Origin of the sequence: Micromonospora gifhornensis, from assembly GCF_016863515.1 — a bacterium.
Taxonomy (GTDB): Bacteria; Actinomycetota; Actinomycetes; order Mycobacteriales; family Micromonosporaceae; genus Micromonospora; species Micromonospora gifhornensis.
This window is the reverse complement of the sequence record NZ_BOPA01000018.1, coordinates 1-16,566: the sequence shown is the minus strand read 5'-3', so window position 1 is coordinate 16,566 and position 16,566 is coordinate 1. Positions and strand designations below refer to the sequence as shown.

Sequence of the window (16,566 nt, the reverse complement as noted above, 5' to 3'; positions counted from 1 at the left end):
TCGACGACCGGGCCGCCGCCACCCGTCGTGCAACGGGTGGCGGCGGCCGGCCGGCGCAGGTCAGGAGAACTGGGCGAAGAACCGCCAGATCTCACCCTTGGTCCAGGTGGTGACGCCGCTCTCGGCGTAGGTGCCGTCCACCGGGCCGGGCATGTGCCCGTTGTCGAAGGCGGCCCACTGCACCGGGTAACCCGCCCGGCAACCGGAGTACGCGGTGGTGATGTGGGTCCGGCTGCCGGCCCCGGGCTCCGGCGGGTTCTGCGCGGTGCATCCGTTGTTGCGGACGAACGTGTCGCGCAGCGACCGCCCCTGGCCGATGCTCAGCACGTTGTCCGAGATGCCGTGCAGACCGAAGTACGCGATCGGCTGCGAACCACCGGAACAGCCGCTGATCTGCGCACCGGCGATCACCGCGACGGCCCGGAACACGTCGGCCCGGGCACAGGCGAGGGCGTAGCTCATGCCGCCACCCCAGCTGAAGCCGAGCGCGAAGCGCTGGCGCGGGTTGACGCAGAGGGCACTCTCGATGTGCCTGATCATGTCGTCGACGAAGACGACGTCCTCACCGCCGGCGTTGCCCCAGCCGTTGCCGAGCCCCTGCGGGGCGACCAGGATGGCCGAGTTGTTCGACTGTTCCTGCTGGCCGTAGTAGGACCAGGCGGCGCCGCTGGTCCCGCCCGAGGAGACGTCCTGCATGGTGCCGCCACGCCAGTGGAAGCCGAAGATCAACCGGTAGGGGTTGTTCTGGTTGTAGTTGGCGGGCACCCGCAGGATGAACGACCGGCTCTTGCCGCCGCTGGAGATCGTGTGCGTGCCGCTGTTCAGGGTGGGCGCCTTGCCGCAGCCCGTACCGCCCGTCGGTGGTGGCGGTGTGCTGCCCCCGCCGTCGACGCGGACGAGTTGCCACTGCTGGTTGGCGCCGTTCCAGTCGGCGTACTGCACGATGTTGCCGCCGTCGGCGGTGGACGCGCCCTGCACCTCCACGACCTTGTTGCTGTGCCGGCTGATCAGCCGGACGTGACCGCCGTCGGAGTCGGCCAACCGGAACTGCTGGTTGGTCCCGTTGTGGTCCGACCACTGCACGATCGCGGCGCCGTCTGAGGTCGAGAAGTTGTAGACGTCGAGGACCTTGCCGGAATGCCGGGACTTGATCCGGTAGTAGCCGCCGCCGGAGTCAACGAACTGCCACTGCTGGTTCGCGCCGTTGTTGCGGGTCCACTGGCTGATCCGCGCGCCGTCACCGGTCGCCGAGGCGTACAGATCCAGCGCCTTGCCGCTGTTGCGGTTCACCAGGACGTACCAGGCGTTGGTGTCAGGCGTCGCCGCGGCGGCCGGGGCGGCCTGCACGGCGACGAGTGTGCCGGCGGTCAGGACGGCGGCAGCGACCGCCGCCAGTCCCGACCGCCATCTGCGGCGTGGTGGGGAGGCGGGACGAGCCTCACCGATGACGTTCATGGCCGACTCCTTCGATCGGGGACTCACCCGGGGCGTGCGCCCGAGCGGGCCCGGCCGCGCCGGCATGGTGGTGGCGCCGGCCGGGCAACCCAGCCATCGAAAGTTAACTATGAAAACGTCATACGTCAAACGACAGAGGTCTATCCGGCCGAGTGCGCGTGCCGGGCCGCCCGCTCGGCCAGCCACAACCAGCGTCGCTGCACCTCGCCGCTGGTGGCGGCGACCATCGCCAGGGCGTCGCCGCGCACCTTGCCCAGCGCGTCGGCGTCGGCCGCCGGGTCGTCGAGCAGGGCCGCGCCGTCGCGGAACGCCTCCGCCTCGGCCGAACCGCCGAACCGGGGGGCCACCTCGTCGCGCCAGAAGTCGGCCCAGGCCAGCTCCGGGTTCCAGGAGAACCGGGCGTACGCCAGGTAGCTGACCTCGTTGGTCGGGTGGTACGCGGACGCCTCGGCGAAGATGGTCAGCCCGCGCATGCCGGCGGCGGCGGTCCGGGTCGCCATGTCGGTGTACATCTCCGGCACCCAGGAGTGGCGCTGCCGGTTCCACTGCGACCCGGCGTGGGTGCGCAGCACGTTGGTGGTGTGCGGCAGCGCCGCCACGTGCTCGGCGGTCAGCCGCTCCCGGTTGTCGTACCAGAAGCCCCGGTTGATGCAGTACTGGTAGGCCACGTCGTCGGGCAGGTCGGCCAGCGGACGCTGCGCGTCCAGGTCGAAGATGTTGTCCCAGTACACCTCGACCAGGTGCCGCAGCGGCACCCCGGCCGGGCCGGTACGCCGGGCGGTGTCCAGCAGCGTCGGATACACCGACCGCATCGCCTCGTACGACCAGGAGGTGCGCTCGCCACCGGTGTGCGCGGTGCAGCGCGCGCAGGCGCAGCTGCCGTAGTCGCCGGTCTCGAAGTTGATCCCGCCGACCGGCAGGGTGTCCAGCAGCCAGTCGATGGCGTCGCGGTTCCAGGCCAGGTTCTCCGGCTGCGACGGGCAGGCGGCCATCATGTACTCGCTGGCCGGGAAGTGCAGGTCGCCGAACTCGTCGATGTCGAAGCCGACCTTCTTCGGCAGCTCGGCCGCCAGGTCTGGGCGCTGGCGCAGCCAGGTGGCGAGGTTGTACCGGTGCCGGCCGTCGAAGTAGACGCCGCCGTAGGCGTTGATGCCCACCCCGGCGATGATCCGCACACCCCGGGCGTTGGCGTACTCGCACAGGTCGCGGGCCGCGTCGACGCCGCCGTGGGCGTCGCGCAGCAGCCCGTACACCACGATCCCGCCGATGCGTTCGGCGCTGCAGAAGTCCACGAGCCGCCGGTAGTCGGCACCGAAGGCGTCGGCGCCCTTGGCGTACGGGTTCAGCGCGCCGATCTCCTGCAGGCCCAGTTGACGCAGGTCCCAGTTGGTGGAGTGGTCCCAGGTCCAGAGGGTGCGCAGCGGCAGCCCGGGGGCGCTGTCGTAGGTCCCGACGGGCAGCCCGTCCGGGGTGGCCCGGCCCAGCAGGTCCCGCACGCCGTAGATCAGCCCGGCGAACGGGTCACCGACGATCCGGATCTCCCCGGTGGCCGGCACCTCGACCCGGAAGCCGCCCTCCGGCAGGGCCGGGTCGGGCGTGAGCCGTACCGGCTCCGTGCCCTGCCCCAGCGCCTCGGTCAGCAGCGTGGCCGCGAACGGCGCGTGTTCGGCGCCGAGCACCCGGACGCCGGAGAACGGACGGTACGACATCATGACCTCCCGAGGGACTCAAGGGGTGGCGGCGAGGTAGTCGACGACGTCGATGGCCGTCCACACCCCGTTACGCCAGTAGGGATCGTGTTCGACGAGGGCGCGGGCCGCCGCCGCGTCGGCCGCCCGCAGCACGAGCACGGAGGCGCGCAGGTCGGCGTGGGCTCCGGCGATCAGGGCGGTGCCGTCGGCCAGCAGGTGCCGCACGTACGCCAGGTGGGCGGCCCGGTGCGGCTCGCGGCGCACGGTGGCGTCGGCGGCGAACGTGGCGGTGACCAGCCAGGTCTGTTCGAATCTCACGCGTCCGCCCCGATCGCGCCGACGAGACGTTGCAGGGCCACCCGGTAGACGGTCTGCGGCCGGCCCGCGCCGGTGCTGACGTGCACCCCGACCTCCTCGGCGAACCCGGCGGCGCGCAGCGCCTTGAGCAGCCGGCGCGCCGATCGGGCCTCCACCCCGTACGCGTCGGCCAGTCCCCGGGCGGTCACCTGGTTCGGGTCCATCTGGTGCAGCGCCTCCAGCAGCCGCCGGGTGGACAGCGGCCCGAGGCGCAGTTGCTCGGAGACGCGCAGCACGCCGGGGGCGGTCTCGCGCAGTCGTTGCTTGACCGCGCTGCCCCGGGTGGAGTAGATCTCGCCGTCCGGGAAGACCACGTGCGTGTCGCCGCCACCCCGGCCCAGGGCGAGTGCCTGGCGCGCGTTGGCCTCGGCGGCGGCGATGGTGGTGCCGGCGCCGAAGCCGACGGTGTGTTCCCCGTCCACCCCGCGCAGGGTGAGCAGGGAGGCGTGTCCGGCCCGGTGCCGGGCGATGGCGCTCTCCACGGTGCCCCGGGTGGTGGTGATGACCAGGGTGCGGTCGTCGATGGTGTTGAGTCGCCCGCGCATCCGCTCGGCGTGCTCCAGCAGCGCCTCACGCAGCCGCAGGCGCTGTCGTTCCGCCTGGTACGGGTCCTGCGGTCGGCTGGCCGACTCGGCCACCTCGATCATCATCACCGCGATCTGGGTGGCCCGGGACTGGCGTACCTCGGCGGCGAGCCAGGCCCGGCGCAACGCGTCGCGGACCGAGGCGCGGGTGTGCTCGACACGCCAGACCGGGACCCCGCGTTCGCGCAGCTCCCGGTGCACCGCGCCGAGGCAGGTCAGGCACGCCTCGACCGCTCCGGACTCGTACCGCTCGCGGTGGTAGGCGGTGACCTCGGCCAGCGAGGACAGCAGCAGGCCGGACGAGTCGGCGATGGGCAGGATCTCGGTGGGCGGGGTCAGGTCGATGTCGTGGTACGTCTCCCGGACGGTGTCCGCCTCGATGGTGTCCACGCTGACCCGGGGCAGCTGGCCGGCACCGGCGAGCAGCATTCGGGACAGGGTGCGGTACAGGTCGATCCCGGCGTGCCGGATGTAGTCGATCTCGGCGCGCAGCCCACCGGCCGCCGCGGCGAAGCTGTACGGGATGCGCCCGGTGAACAGCAGCACCTGGCACACGTCGTCCAGCTCGCGAGCCAGCTCGGGGGCCTGCTCCGGGTCGGTGTACGTGCGGACGCTCACCTCCTCCGCGCGGCCTTCCCCGGCTGCCACCTCCTGCACGAGCCGGATCGAGTCCTCCGGGCCGATGATCCCGATCACGCTGCCGCCTCCACGTCGTCGCCCTGTCTGCCGGTCGGGCTGCTCAGCCGGTGTAGACGGTGCCGGCGATGCCGGCGCTGGCCGGCGAGGCCAGCAGCACCAGCACCGACGCCACGTCCTCGGGGCGGCCCAGGGCCGCCTCGATCCGGGCGACCTGGGCACCGTTGACGCCGTTGGCCCGCGCCTCGTCCAGCGACCGCCGCATCAGCGGGGTGTCGATGTCGCCGGGGCACAGGGTGTGCACCCGGATCCCCTGTGGACCGAGGTGCCGGGCCAGCGTCAGGGCCAGGCCGTGCAGTCCTCCCTTACTCGCGCCGTAGGGTACCGATCCGGATCCGGTCAGCACGCCGGCCTTGGAGCCGACCAGCACCAGCACCCCGTCACCGCCGCCGAGGTGCCGTACGGCGTGCTTGGCGACGAGGAACGGCCCGGTGAGGTTGACCGCGATGACCTGCTGCCACAGCTCCAGTGGCAGGTCGGCAAGCTCGGTGCCCTGACCTCGCATGACGCCCGCGACGTGCAGCACCGCGTCGATCCCGCCCAACTCGGCGGCGACCGCGTCGAGTGCCGCGGACACCTGCGCCTCGGCGGTCACGTCGACCGGATGGGCGCAGGCGGTCGCCCCGGCGGCTCGGGCCTGCTCGGCGGCGTCGGCCGCACCGGCGGCGTCGGCGTCGAGCACGGCGACGGCCGCGCCGGCCGCGGCAGCGGCCCGCACGGTGGCCAGCCCGATGCCGGAGGCACCGCCGACGACGACCACCCGACGGCCGGTGAGCAGGCCGGCCGCCGGGGCGACGCCGGTCACCGGTTGACCGTCCGCCGGACCGCCTCGACCACGTGCGCCGCCTCGGGTACGACGGCCTTCTGCAGCGCCGGTGCGGCGGGCATCGGCACGTCCGGCGCGGCTACCCGGGCGACCGGGGCACGCAGGTCGGTGAAGCACTCCGACGCGGCCCGTGCGGCGATCTCCGCACCGAACCCGCCGGTCAGGTTCGCCTCGTGGGCGACGACAAGCCGGCCGGTGCGGGAGATCGAGGCGCCGACGGTCTCGAAGTCCAGCGGGTTGAGCCAGCGCAGGTCGATCACCTCGGTCTCGATGCCCTCGGCGGCGAGTTCGTCGGCGGCGGCCAGTGCTGCCGGGACCATCCGGGACCAGGCCACCACCGTGGCGTCCCGGCCGTCGCGGACCACCCGGGCCCCGCCGACAGGCTCGACCGGCGCGTCGGTGCGGACCGGACCGCGGGTCGGGTAGAGCATCCGGGCCTCCGCGACCACCACCGGGTCGTCGCTGACCACGGCGGTCCGCAACATCTGGTACGCGTCGTCCGGGGTGGACGGCAGCGCCACCCGCAGACCCGGGGTGTGCGCGAGGTACGCCTCGATCGACTGGGAGTGCTGGGCGCACGCGCCCGGCGAGTACCCCTGCTGCATCCGGATCACCAGCGGTGCCTTCCACCGGCCGGCGCTGGAGTAGCGGATGTTGGCGATCTGGTTGACGATCTGGTCCATCGCCACGAAGGTGAAGTCGGCGTACATGATCTCGGCGATCGGCCGCAGGCCGGTCATGGCCGCGCCGAGCGCCATGCCGAGGAATCCGGTCTCCGAGATCGGGGTGTCGAAGATCCGCTCGGAGCCGAACCGCTTGTGCAGGCCCTTGGTGGCGCCGAACGGGCCACCGGGCAGGGCGACGTCCTCACCGAAGTAGACGGTGTCGGACCGGCTGTCCAGTGCCCAGGTGAGCGCGGCGTTGACGGCCTGGATGTACCGCAACGACTCAGACATAGACGTACTCCTTGACGGTCGCCGGGTCCGGGTACGGCACGGCGCGGGCGGCGGCGATGGCGGCCTCGACCTCGGCGGCCACCTCGGCGTCGATGACGTCGAGGCGGGCGGCCAGGTCGGCGTCGGCGGCGGCACGGATGCGGGCCAGCGGCTCGCGTTCGCGGGCGGCTGCGACCTCACCGGCCGGCCGGTAGTGCTGTGCGTCGCCGCTGTAGTGACCGACGAGGCGTTCGGTCATCGCCTCCACGATGGACGGACCGGAGCCCTCCCGGGCGCGGGTGACCGCCTCGCCGACCGCCTCGGCGACCGCGTCGGGGTCGTTGCCGTCGACGACCCGGCCGGGGATCCCGTACCCGGCGGCCCGCTCGGCGAGTTGACGGACGCGGACCATGTCCTCGATGCGGGACATCTCCGAGTAGACGTTGTTCTCCACCACCAGGACCAGCGGCAGATCGAGCACGGCGGCCATGTTGAGTGCCTCGTGCACGTTGCCCTGGTTCATCGCGCCGTCACCGATGCTGACCACCGAGACCGCACCGCTGCCGGTGCGCTGCGCGGTGAGCGCGGCGCCGGTGGCGATCGGCACCCCGGCGCCGACGATCGAGTTCTCCCCCACGAACCAGCGGCCCGGGTCGGACAGGTACGGCGAGGCGGCCCGGCCGCCGTTGACGGCCGAGTCGCGGCCCATCATCTCGGCGAACAGTCCGGCCATGTCCACGCCGCGGGCCAGTGCCCAGCCGTGCCCCCGGTAGGTCGCCGTCACGTAGTCACCGTCGCGCAGTGTGCGCGCGGCACCGACCGGGATGGCTTCCTGCCCGTTGCACAGGTGGATCGAGCCCGGGATCTCGCCGGCGTCCTTGAGGGCGGTAAGCCGCTCCTCGAACCGGCGGATCCGGGCCATCGCCCGGTAGTCGTCCGGCAGACCCATCACACCCCCTGAAGATTTAGAGCCCTATTCCGGCTCGTTCGGATTGGAGCCTAGACCAGGGGCGTCATGCTATGGAAGAGTGCAGGAGCAAGTTTGTGGCCGTTATAGGTCTCTAATTTGGGGGCAGCATGGAGATCACCGCCGTCGAGTCGGTGGTGCGGGGCGACGCGCACTTTGTCGCGATACACACGTCGACCGGGCTGGTCGGCGTCGGACAGTCCGCCTGCTGGGGCTATCCGGGTGCCGTGCACGCGGTCGTGGAGACGTTCCGCCCGTACCTGCTCGGCGCCGACCCGAACCGGATCGAGCACCACTGGCACCACCTCTACCGGATGGGTCCGTTCCGGGGATCGGTGCTCACCGCCGCCGTCTCCGCGATCGACCTGGCCCTGTGGGACCTGCTCGGCAAGCGCCTGGAGGTGCCGGTCTGGCAGTTGCTCGGCGGCCGGGTGCGCGACCGAATCCGGCTGCACCTGCTGCTGCCCGGCACCGGCGCGCAGGCCCTCGCCGAGCAGGCTGCCGCGGCGGCCGCCGACGGGTTCACCGCGGTGAAGTTCGACCCGCTGCCGGCCAACTACGGTGACCTGTCGCTGGCCCGGCTGGTCGCCGAGACCGAGGCGACCACCGCCGCCGTCCGGGACACCGTCGGCCCCGACGTCGACCTGCTCATCGAACTGCACCGCAAGCTCACCCCGTTGCAGGCCGAGGCCGTGGTGCCGGCGGTCGGCCGGTTGCATCCGCTGCTGGTCGAGGACCCGATCCAGATCGACAGCGTGAGCAGCCAGGCCGAGGTGACCCGCCGGGCGCTCGGGGTGCCGATGGCCAACGGGGAACGGCTGCACACCATCTGGGAGTTCAAGGAACTGCTGGCCCAGGGCGGCGCCCAGTACGTCCGCCCCGACCTCGGTCTGGCCGGCGGAATCAGCCACGCCCGCAAGATCGCCGCGCTGGCCGAGTCGTACCACGCGGCCGTGGTCAGCCACAACTGCCTCGGGCCGCTGCTCACCATGGCCTCGGTGCAGCTGGACACCGCGATCCCCAACTTCGTGACCCAGGAGTACTCCCCTCTCGACGACACCCTCGCCGACGGCCCGGCCCGCGCCTGCGTACGCCGCCAGGGCGGTTTCCTGCCGGTGCCCGAGGCGCCCGGCCTGGGCGTCACCCTGGACCTCGCCGACGAGACCCCGCTGGACCTCACCGGCCGCCCGCTGACCCGCATCCCCTACCGCGCCGACGGCTCCGTCGCGTACGCGGTGTAAGGAAGGGCACCTTATTAACGCCTGCGGTAGAGCACGGGCCCCTTGTTAACACCGTGCGCCGGATCGCCCGAGGACTGGCGATCCGGCGCACCGGTGTTTGAGGGCTCAGCCGGCCGGCGGACGGCCGGGATGGTGGAACACCGGGTACGCCCACAGTGGCTCACCGTCGGCGTCGGCGATCTCGGCGAACAGGTGCGCCAGCGAGGCGCTCCAGCGCGCCTGCACCGACGACGCGCCGGTGACCCGACGGGCGTGGTCGAAGCCCCACCGGGTACGCAGCACGCAGATCAGCAGCAGGCCGTGCCGGTAGATGTGGTAGTCGTACATCCCCGCCTCGTCGAGCAGGGCGGCCATCTCCGGCCACAACTCGGCGTGCCGGCGCTCGTACTCGGCCTCCGCCCCCGGGCGCAGGCGGTACAGGTGACACACCTGCGTGCCTGGCCCGCAGGCCGGTCCCGTTCCCGATCCGGTGCCGGGATCGGGGACGGGACCGGCGTGACCCGTGTCCGGACGATGAGGAGTATCCGGGTCAGGGCGGTGCACCGGGTCGCTCACTTGCCGGAGCCGGCGAGCGCGCCGGAGATGAGTTGCCGCTGGAACACCAGGTAGATGATCAGCACCGGCAGCAGGGCCACGATCAGGCCGGCGCTGACCAGCGGCACCGACACGTCGTACTGGCCGCTGAGCAGGGAGACGCCGACCATCAGGGTCTTGGAGTCCGAGCCGCCCATGATGACCAGCGGCAGCAGCAGGTCGTTCCACATCCAGACGAAGTTGAAGATGGCCAGGGCGGCCAGCGCCGGGGTGGCGATCGGGGCGAGCAACCGGAACAGGATGGTGAAGTGTCCGGCGCCGTCGACCCGGGCCGCCTCGATCAACTCGTCGGGTACCTGCTGGAAGTAGCCGGCGAGCTGGTAGGTGCCCAACGGCAGGCCGAAGGCCGCGTACGCCAGGATCAGGCCCTGGTACTCCCCGGACATGCCCAGGTCCAGCACCGTCTGGTAGAGCGGGTAGATGATCGCCTGGCTGGGGATGGTCAGAGTGACGATGATGAACAGGAAGACCAGCTTGCCGCCGCGGAAACGCAGCTTGGTCACGGTGTACGCGACGAGCATCGCGGCCAGCACCGACAGCACCAGCCCACCGACCGTGGTGATGATCGAGTTGAGCAGCAGTCGGGGCATGTTCATCCGCTTGAACGCCTCGACGTAGTTGTCGAAGGTGATCCCGGACGGCAGTCCGAGCGGATCGCGGGCGAACCCGGTCTGCGTCTTGAGCGAGCTGACCACGGTGAACAGCAGCGGGTAGAGGGCCGCCACCGCGACCACCACCAACGCGAAGACCAACAGGTAGCGCCCGATCTGGGCGGAGTATCGCCGGTTCATCGCGGCTTCCGGGTCCCCTCTTTGAACATGTGCCGCACGCTGAAGACCGAGATCAGGGCGACGAAGACGAACAGGGCGATGCCGATGGCCGAGCCGTAACCCCGGTCGAGGAACTGGAAGGTGGTGAGGAAGACCAGGTACTCGGGAAGCATGGTGGCGTCACCGGGGCCGCCCTGGGTCAGCGCGTAGATCAGCGGGAAGAGCCAGATCAGCACGCCGGAGGCGCAGAGCACGCTCCAGTACGCCACGGTCGGGCGCAGCATCGGCACGACCACGGAGAACAGCCGCCGCCAGAAGCCGGCGCCGTCGAGGTACGCGGCCTCCAGCACCTCGTCGGGAATGGTGGCCAGCCCGGCCAGGTAGGTCATCACACCCAGGCCGAAGAAGCTCCACAGCGCCACCGCGACGAGTGAGAACAGCGCGCTGTTGCGGCCGTTGAGCCATTCGAGGGCCAGCGGTTCCAACCCGACCGTACGCAGCAGGGCGTTTATCGGTCCGTCCGGCGCGAGGATCTGCCGGAACATGATGCCGACAACGATCGGCGCGATGGTGTACGGGATGAAGTAGACGGCCCGGAAGAACTTCCAGCCCGGTGCCCGCTGGTGGATCAGCACCGCCAGCACCAGCGGTACCACGATCCAGACCGGGAGGGTGGCCACCACCAGCAACGCGTTGCGGAAGCTGGCCAGCACCATCGGGTCGTCGAACATGCGGGTGTAGTTGTCGAACCCGGCGAAGGAACTGTCACCGAACCCGCTGGAGGATTCGAAGCTGGTGGTGACGCCCCGCACCAGCGGCACCAGCTTGAAGGTGAACGCCAGGGCCAGTGCCGGCAGGACCAGCAGGGCGCCGAACCACCACTCCCGGGCGTGCCGGAAACGCCGGGTACGGCGTACCGGCGCAGGTGGCGTCGTCGCGGCGGCCGGCTCGGCGGCCGGCGCGGTGGAGATGCTCATCGGGTTGTCCTCCCCCGGGAAGCTGGCGGGTGGGGTGGCGCTGGGCCACCCCACCCGATGCGACTAGTTGCCCTGCTTCTTCGTCGGGCTGCGCTCCAGCGCCTGCTGCATCTGGTCGGCCCACTTGTCGACGGTGAGCTGGCCGAGGGTGACCTGCTGCCAGCCGCGGGCCAGCGCGTCGGCCTCCGGACCCGACAGCATCACACCGGCGTGCAGGGTCGGCTCGGCGATCAGCTCCTGGATCTTCTTGAAGGCCGGCGACTCCGGCAGCAGCGCCGGGTCCACGTTCTTGTTCAGCGGCTGGCCCTTGGCGTACTTCACCCAGAGCTCGCCGTTCTCCTTGCCGGCCAGCCAGGTGATGAACTTCAGGCCGGCTTCCTTCTTCTCGCTCCACTTGGTCACGCCGTAGACGGCGCCCTCGATGCCGGAGAACTTGCCGGCCAGCGGCGCGGACGGGTTGATGGCCGGCCAGCGGGTGACGCCGAGCTTGTCGTCGCCGAGGGCCTTGCCGAACGCCTCCCAGTTCACCGCGTCGGAGATGATGGTGCCGGCGAAGGCGGCGTCACCGCGCTGGAAGATGTCGGCGCCGTCGGGCAGCATGGTGATCGACGGGGCGTTCTTGTTGGCCCAGCCCTTGGTGGTGATCTCGGCCAGCTTCTCCAGGACCTGGACCAGCTTCGGGTCCTTCCAGGACAGCGTGCCGTTGAGCACGCCGCGGATGTCGTCCTCGGTCAGGTAGTTGCGGGCGATCTCCGGGAAGTCCCAGTACGCCGGGAAGGTGCCGGACAGACCCAGGGCCAGGCAGGTCTTGCCGGCCTTCTTGACCGCGTCGCAGGCCGCCCCGAACTCGTCCCAGGTGGCCGGCGGGTTCTCCGGGTCGAGCCCGGCCGCGGTCAGCACGTCCTTGTTGTAGTAGAGGACGTTGCCCTGGTAGGAGAAGGGCACGCCGTAGCAGGGCTTGCTGGTGTCGAACTCCTCGCAGGCGCCGCTGTAGGTGACCAGATCCTTGTTGATCTCGGCCGCCTTGTCGCCCAGCGGTGTGTACGCCCCTCGCCTGTCGAACAGCTCCAGGCCGGCGTTGTTGGCCATCACGTCCGGGCCGGACTGCGAGGTGATGTACGGCCCCTGCACCTCGGGGTACTTGTCGAACGGGACCGACTGCAGGTCCAGCTTGATGTCCTGGTGGCTGGCCTCGAAGGTGCTCTTCACCTGCTGCCAGTACTCGGTGCCACCCGGCTCCCAGGTGAGCACCTTGAGGGTCACCGGGCCGTCGGCGGCGTCGTCACCGCCACCGCCGCAGGCGGCGAGCAGCGCGGCGGTGGCCACACCGGCGGCGAGGACACCTGTCAATCTACGTCGAAACATCGGCGCAAACTCCTGTCAGGAAAGGGGTTCGGGGGAGATCCGACGAGGCGCGCCACCGGCGGCGGCACTGTCGGCCATGGCCGTGGCGACCTGCACCACGTGCAATCCGTCGGCGAGCGGGACGACCGCCACCGACTCGACGCCGGTCACCTGACCGACGAAGTGGCGCAGTTCGGCGGCGAGTGCACCGCCGCCGTCGACCGGCGACAGCAGCCAGTCCGGCGCCTCGGTCTGCTCGCCCTGGACGAGCAGCGTGGGGTGGCCGAGGTCGACGTGTGCGACCCCGTCGGTGCCGTACACCTCGACCAGGTCCGAGGTGTGGTTGGGCGTGTGTTCAGGCAGGAGGTAGCTGTTGCGGATCGACGACACGACGTCGTTGGCGTGCCGAAGCTCCGCCCACACCAGGACCGGCGTCGCCGATCCGGGTCGGGTCCGGGCCGCCGCGCGGACCTCGACCACCGGCGACTGGGCGTACCAGATGGCCAGGTCGATGTCGTGCACGGCGGTGAGTAGGGCGGGGTGTTCGTCAGGGAAGAGCCGGCTGAGGGTGCGCGGCCGGTCCCGGCGCGACGAGATGGCCAGCACCTGACCGAGTCGGCCGGCGCGGACCGCGTCGTAGAGCGCCCGGTGCGGTGCGCTGTGCCGCAGGATGTGTCCCGGCTGGCAGAGCACCCCGTGGGTGCGGGCCGCGGCGACGATGGCCTCGGCGTCGGCGACCGTCGCCGCGAGGGGCTTCTCCACCAGGACCGGCACGCCGGCGGCGAGCAGCGTGACCGCGACGTCGCGGTGCGCGGGGCCGGGCACGCAGACCGAGGCCGCCTGCGGCGTCCCGGCGGCGAGCAGTTCCTCGACCGTGCCGAAGGTGCGGGCCACGTCGTGCTCGGCGGCGACCTGCTGCCGTACGCCCGGGTTCGGGTCGACAAGCGCGGTCACCGGCACCCCGAGGGACCGGTACGCGGCGACGTGCCGCAGCCCGAAGGCCCCCGCGCCGATCACGGCGACCTCGACCCGCTGGCTCATGCCGCCACCGCCGCGCTGTCGGTGTCGCTGCCGGTGTCGTCCGCGGTGGCGGCCGGGGTCGGCACGGACGCGGTGGCCGGGGCGACGAGTCGACCGTCCAGGACGGCCCGGGTGAGCCGCTCCAGCGCGTTCACGCCGTATTCGAGGCACCGCTCGTCGACGTCGAAGGAACCGGAGTGCAGGGACGCGCCGCCCCGCTCGCCGGTGACGCCGAGCTTGACGTACAGGCTGGGGCCGAGCGCGCCGAGCAGCGCGAAGTCGTCGGTGGTCAGCGGCGGCACCGCGAGGTCGACCACCTCCACCAGGCCGGGCAGTTCGGCGTGGGCCAGCGCGACGAGTTCGGCCGCGTTGCGTACCGGGGGCATCTCGTTGGCCCAGGTGAAGCGGATACCGAGGTCGAGCGCGGCGGCCTGCTGGCGGGCGACCCGCTCGATGACCACCTTGAGCCGCTCGCGGGTGCCCTCGTCGAGGGTCCGCAGGGTGCCGGTGGCCTCGGCGTACGCGGCGACCTGGCTCTGGCTGGCGCCGCCGGAGATGGTGCCGATGTTGAAGGCCACCAGTTCGTCGGCGTTGCGGGACCGGGCGACCGCGGCGTGCAGCATGTTCACGATGCCGCTGAGGCCGAGAATGGCGTCGCGGCCCAGCGCCGGGGTGGCGGCGTGCGCGGCCCGGCCGAGCACCTCGATGCGGAAGGCGTCCTTGGCCGCCATCGCCGTGTGGCGGTCCACGCCCAGCGTGCCGACCCGCAGGTCCGGCCAGCAGTGCAGGCCGAGTACGGCGTCGAAGCGGCGACCGCTCAGGGCTTCGTGCAGGAGCGCGGCGGCGGCACCGGAGGCCTCGCCGAAGGGGATCTCCTCGGCCGGTTGGAACAGTACGGCGACCGAGCCCCGGGCCGGTGGCGCGGCGGCGAGCCGGGCGGCCACCCCGTAGGCGACGGTCATGTGCACGTCGTGTCCGCAGGCGTGGCAGACCCCGGGGTTGGTGGAGGCGTACGGCTCGGTCTTGGCGTCCTGGACCGGATAGGCATCCATATCGGCCCGAAGGAGGACCGTCGGCCCCGGAAGCGCACCTTCGAGCTCCAGGAGCAGGCCGGTGCCGGCGATGCCGGTGTGCACCCGACCGAACGGCTGGAGCTTCCCGGCCAATGTCTCGGCCGTCTGATGCTCGGTAAACCGCAGCTCCGGGTGGCGATGAAGCTGACGCCGCAGCCGTACCAGCTCATCGACCCCGTCGTGTACCAGCTCCACCCAGCCCACTCCTCGCTCGCGGCCTGCAATCCGGACCTAATTGAGACAAGAACCTAAAGCCGGGGGGCGGCCACGTCAATAACCAGGCCAGATTTGGGTTATCGTCCGTGACCATGGACCTCGCTGACGCCCACCTGCACCTGTTCGCCAACGGCTACCCGGGCCGCTACGGACGCTCCCCCGCCGGCGCCGAGGAGCTGGCCGCATATCAGGACATCCGCCGCGTGCACGGCATCGATCGGGCGCTGGTGGTGGGCTACGAGGGCGAGCAACACTTCGCCGGCAACAACGACTACCTGGCCTCGCTCGTCGGCAGCCATCCCTGGATCGCCCCGGTCGCCTACGTCCCACCAAATGGGCCGGCAGACGGCCAACTGGCCCGCTTGTGGGCAGCCGGATTCGTGGGCGTCTCCGCCTACCTCGCCGACACCGCGCAGGCCGACCGTTTCGCCGCCTGGCTGACCACGGCGGCCCCGCAGCTCACCGCCGCCCGGGCGCTGCTCAGCCTCAACGCCACCCCGGCCGCCACCGCCCGGCTCGGCACCGCCCTGGCCGGGCTGGACGCCTGCCCGGTGCTGTTCAGCCACCTCGGACTGCCCGGCAGCCGCCCCACTCCCCCGTCCCCACAGCAGGCGGCCGAGACGCTGGCGCCGCTGCTCGACCTGGCCCGGCTGCCGCAGGTCGGGGTGAAGGTCTCCGGTCTCTACGCGGTCAGCGAGCCCACGCACGCCTGGCCGCACTCCGCTGCCCGGCCCTTCGTCGACCTGCTGCTGGAGCGCTTCGGCAGCCGACGGCTCTACTGGGGCTCGGACTTCCCGCCCAGCCTGGACCACGTCTCGTTCAGCCAGACCCTGGAGCCGGTCGGCCTGGCGCAGCTCTCCCGCACCGAGCAGGCCGACATCTTCGGCGCGAACCTGCGGCGCGCCCTCGACGGCGTCCAGGCGGCACGCTGATGACGGCGATCCGGGCGGTCCTGCTCGACCTGGAAGGCACCCTGTACGCCAACCGGAGGGTGATCGGCGGCGCGAGTGATGCGATCGCCGAGCTGCGCGAGCGAGGCCTGGGCGTGCGGTTCCTGACCAACACCGACTCGAAGACCGCCTAGCGGATCCGTTCCGAACTGGCCGGCTACGGGCTTTCCGTCGCCGCGGACGAACTGTTCACTCCGGTGGTGGCCGCCGAGCGGCTGCTCACCGCAGCGCAGGCCCGTACGTTCGCGCTGCTCTCCCGGGAGCTGACCGCGCTGATGCCGACGGTGGCGGCCGTTGGCCCGTACACCCATGTGCTGGTCGGCGACTGCCGCGAGACGCTTGACTACCCGGCGTTGGACGAGGCGTTCCGGGCGGTCCGCGCCGGCGCGGAACTGGTGGCGTTGCAGCGCGGCCGGTACTTCAAGCGCGCCGACGGCGACCACGTCGACACCGGCGCGGTGGCCGGGCCGCCGGGCTGGGAACCGTGCAGGTGCGCACCGGCAAGTACGCCGACCAGCGCGCCGAGGGGCTCACCGGCGACGCCGACCACGAGGTCGACTCGGTGGCGGATCTGCCCGCGCTGCTGCGCAGGCTGACCGTCGCATGACCCGAGGGCGGGCTCGGTGTGTGCCGAGCCCGCCCGCCTTTCACGTCACTCGTTGTGGAACTGGGTCACCTGGTCAGCGTTGCAGGGTGAGTACGCCCGGGCGGTACGGCAGCAGGCCGTAGTCGCCGCCGGAGTTCGGGGCACGGCCCTGGTACAGCAGTTGCAGGTTGCACGGGTCGACGGTCATCGTCTGGTCGGCGTTGGAGCGGATCAACTCGCCGTGGCTGATGTCGTTGGTCCAGGTCGCGTTGCTGTTGGCCTTA

General features: G+C 71.5%; 18 protein-coding genes. 4 read left to right on the top strand and 14 right to left on the bottom strand.

The features are described from left to right. Positions 1-60 precede the first annotated feature (60 nt). The 7 genes from Vgi01_RS12715 to Vgi01_RS12685 form a co-directional block, all read right to left on the bottom strand. On the bottom strand, positions 61-1,455 hold the full coding sequence (locus Vgi01_RS12715; RefSeq protein WP_102657115.1) for an RICIN domain-containing protein: 1,395 nt from the start codon (positions 1,453-1,455) through the stop codon (positions 61-63). Positions 1,456-1,595: 140 nt separating this feature from the next. Next, positions 1,596-3,164, bottom strand: coding sequence for a hypothetical protein (locus Vgi01_RS12710; protein ID WP_204291125.1), 1,569 nt, complete (start codon positions 3,162-3,164; stop codon positions 1,596-1,598). Positions 3,165-3,182: 18 nt separating this feature from the next. Then, positions 3,183-3,464, bottom strand: a complete 282-nt coding sequence (locus Vgi01_RS12705) for a YciI family protein (protein ID WP_204291124.1) — start codon at positions 3,462-3,464, stop codon at positions 3,183-3,185. After that, positions 3,461-4,783: a helix-turn-helix domain-containing protein gene (locus Vgi01_RS12700; protein ID WP_204291123.1), complete on the bottom strand. Its 1,323-nt coding sequence runs from the start codon at positions 4,781-4,783 to the stop codon at positions 3,461-3,463. Before Vgi01_RS12700 ends, Vgi01_RS12705 begins: the two co-directional genes overlap by 4 nt. Before the next feature lie 43 nt (positions 4,784-4,826). After that, complete coding sequence (locus Vgi01_RS12695; RefSeq protein WP_102657118.1) at positions 4,827-5,588, bottom strand: SDR family NAD(P)-dependent oxidoreductase; 762 nt, start codon at positions 5,586-5,588, stop codon at positions 4,827-4,829. Continuing rightward, the gene (locus Vgi01_RS12690; protein ID WP_204291122.1) at positions 5,585-6,565 is read right to left on the bottom strand and encodes an alpha-ketoacid dehydrogenase subunit beta; all 981 of its coding nucleotides are present in this window, start codon (positions 6,563-6,565) and stop codon (positions 5,585-5,587) included. The genes Vgi01_RS12695 and Vgi01_RS12690 overlap by 4 nt, the downstream gene beginning before the upstream one ends. Continuing rightward, a complete protein-coding gene (locus Vgi01_RS12685; protein ID WP_102657120.1) occupies positions 6,558-7,493 on the bottom strand; it encodes a thiamine pyrophosphate-dependent dehydrogenase E1 component subunit alpha in 936 nt (311 codons plus the stop codon). The genes Vgi01_RS12690 and Vgi01_RS12685 overlap by 8 nt, the downstream gene beginning before the upstream one ends. Before the next feature lie 128 nt (positions 7,494-7,621). On the opposite strand from Vgi01_RS12685, the gene Vgi01_RS12680 reads away from it, so the two are divergent. Continuing rightward, positions 7,622-8,752, top strand: coding sequence for a mandelate racemase/muconate lactonizing enzyme family protein (locus Vgi01_RS12680; protein WP_102657121.1), 1,131 nt, complete (start codon positions 7,622-7,624; stop codon positions 8,750-8,752). 105 nt (positions 8,753-8,857) lie between these two features. On the opposite strand, the gene Vgi01_RS12675 is transcribed toward Vgi01_RS12680, so the two are convergent. The 6 genes from Vgi01_RS12675 to Vgi01_RS12650 all read right to left on the bottom strand — a co-directional run bounded on the left by Vgi01_RS12675 (position 8,858) and on the right by Vgi01_RS12650 (position 14,725). Next, the gene (locus Vgi01_RS12675) at positions 8,858-9,181 is read right to left on the bottom strand and encodes an L-rhamnose mutarotase (protein ID WP_204291121.1); all 324 of its coding nucleotides are present in this window, start codon (positions 9,179-9,181) and stop codon (positions 8,858-8,860) included. A 122-nt stretch (positions 9,182-9,303) separates the two neighbouring features. Further along, positions 9,304-10,137, bottom strand: coding sequence for a carbohydrate ABC transporter permease (locus tag Vgi01_RS12670; RefSeq protein WP_013733402.1), 834 nt, complete (start codon positions 10,135-10,137; stop codon positions 9,304-9,306). After that, positions 10,134-11,093 (bottom strand): carbohydrate ABC transporter permease, encoded by a 960-nt coding sequence (locus tag Vgi01_RS12665; protein WP_102657135.1) that lies wholly within the window; start codon positions 11,091-11,093, stop codon positions 10,134-10,136. The genes Vgi01_RS12670 and Vgi01_RS12665 overlap by 4 nt, the downstream gene beginning before the upstream one ends. Positions 11,094-11,156: 63 nt before the next feature. Continuing rightward, a complete protein-coding gene (locus Vgi01_RS12660) occupies positions 11,157-12,458 on the bottom strand; it encodes an ABC transporter substrate-binding protein (RefSeq protein ID WP_233196692.1) in 1,302 nt (433 codons plus the stop codon). A 15-nt stretch (positions 12,459-12,473) separates the two neighbouring features. Then, positions 12,474-13,478, bottom strand: a complete 1,005-nt coding sequence (locus Vgi01_RS12655; protein ID WP_204291120.1) for a Gfo/Idh/MocA family protein — start codon at positions 13,476-13,478, stop codon at positions 12,474-12,476. Then, the gene (locus Vgi01_RS12650) at positions 13,475-14,725 is read right to left on the bottom strand and encodes a M20 metallopeptidase family protein (RefSeq protein ID WP_204291119.1); all 1,251 of its coding nucleotides are present in this window, start codon (positions 14,723-14,725) and stop codon (positions 13,475-13,477) included. The genes Vgi01_RS12655 and Vgi01_RS12650 overlap by 4 nt, the downstream gene beginning before the upstream one ends. 113 nt (positions 14,726-14,838) lie before the next feature. On the opposite strand from Vgi01_RS12650, the gene Vgi01_RS12645 reads away from it, so the two are divergent. The 3 genes from Vgi01_RS12645 (at position 14,839) to Vgi01_RS30610 (ending at position 16,292) form a co-directional block, all read left to right on the top strand. Beyond that, positions 14,839-15,678 (top strand): amidohydrolase family protein, encoded by an 840-nt coding sequence (locus Vgi01_RS12645; protein ID WP_204291118.1) that lies wholly within the window; start codon positions 14,839-14,841, stop codon positions 15,676-15,678. Continuing rightward, positions 15,678-15,830 (top strand): hypothetical protein, encoded by a 153-nt coding sequence (locus Vgi01_RS30615; protein ID WP_239088920.1) that lies wholly within the window; start codon positions 15,678-15,680, stop codon positions 15,828-15,830. Before Vgi01_RS12645 ends, Vgi01_RS30615 begins: the two co-directional genes overlap by 1 nt. Before the next feature lie 66 nt (positions 15,831-15,896). After that, positions 15,897-16,292 (top strand): HAD family hydrolase, encoded by a 396-nt coding sequence (locus tag Vgi01_RS30610; protein ID WP_239088918.1) that lies wholly within the window; start codon positions 15,897-15,899, stop codon positions 16,290-16,292. 84 nt (positions 16,293-16,376) lie between these two features. Here Vgi01_RS30610 and Vgi01_RS12635 read toward each other — a convergent pair. Continuing rightward, the coding region (locus Vgi01_RS12635) for a non-reducing end alpha-L-arabinofuranosidase family hydrolase (RefSeq protein ID WP_275409911.1) at positions 16,377-16,566 on the bottom strand (190 nt) is incomplete at its 5' end.

Coding starts and splice junctions, on each gene's coding strand:
- Vgi01_RS12710 (WP_204291125.1), bottom strand. CDS start 3,164: ATGTCGTACCGTCCGTTCTCCGGCGTCCGGGTGCTCGGCGCCGAACAC.
- Vgi01_RS12665 (WP_102657135.1), bottom strand. CDS start 11,093: ATGAGCATCTCCACCGCGCCGGCCGCCGAGCCGGCCGCCGCGACGACG.
- Vgi01_RS12670 (WP_013733402.1), bottom strand. CDS start 10,137: ATGAACCGGCGATACTCCGCCCAGATCGGGCGCTACCTGTTGGTCTTC.
- Vgi01_RS12715 (WP_102657115.1), bottom strand. CDS start 1,455: ATGAACGTCATCGGTGAGGCTCGTCCCGCCTCCCCACCACGCCGCAGA.
- Vgi01_RS12655 (WP_204291120.1), bottom strand. CDS start 13,478: ATGAGCCAGCGGGTCGAGGTCGCCGTGATCGGCGCGGGGGCCTTCGGG.
- Vgi01_RS30615 (WP_239088920.1), top strand. CDS start 15,678: ATGACGGCGATCCGGGCGGTCCTGCTCGACCTGGAAGGCACCCTGTAC.
- Vgi01_RS12685 (WP_102657120.1), bottom strand. CDS start 7,493: ATGGGTCTGCCGGACGACTACCGGGCGATGGCCCGGATCCGCCGGTTC.
- Vgi01_RS12690 (WP_204291122.1), bottom strand. CDS start 6,565: ATGTCTGAGTCGTTGCGGTACATCCAGGCCGTCAACGCCGCGCTCACC.
- Vgi01_RS12645 (WP_204291118.1), top strand. CDS start 14,839: ATGGACCTCGCTGACGCCCACCTGCACCTGTTCGCCAACGGCTACCCG.
- Vgi01_RS12660 (WP_233196692.1), bottom strand. CDS start 12,458: ATGTTTCGACGTAGATTGACAGGTGTCCTCGCCGCCGGTGTGGCCACC.
- Vgi01_RS12680 (WP_102657121.1), top strand. CDS start 7,622: ATGGAGATCACCGCCGTCGAGTCGGTGGTGCGGGGCGACGCGCACTTT.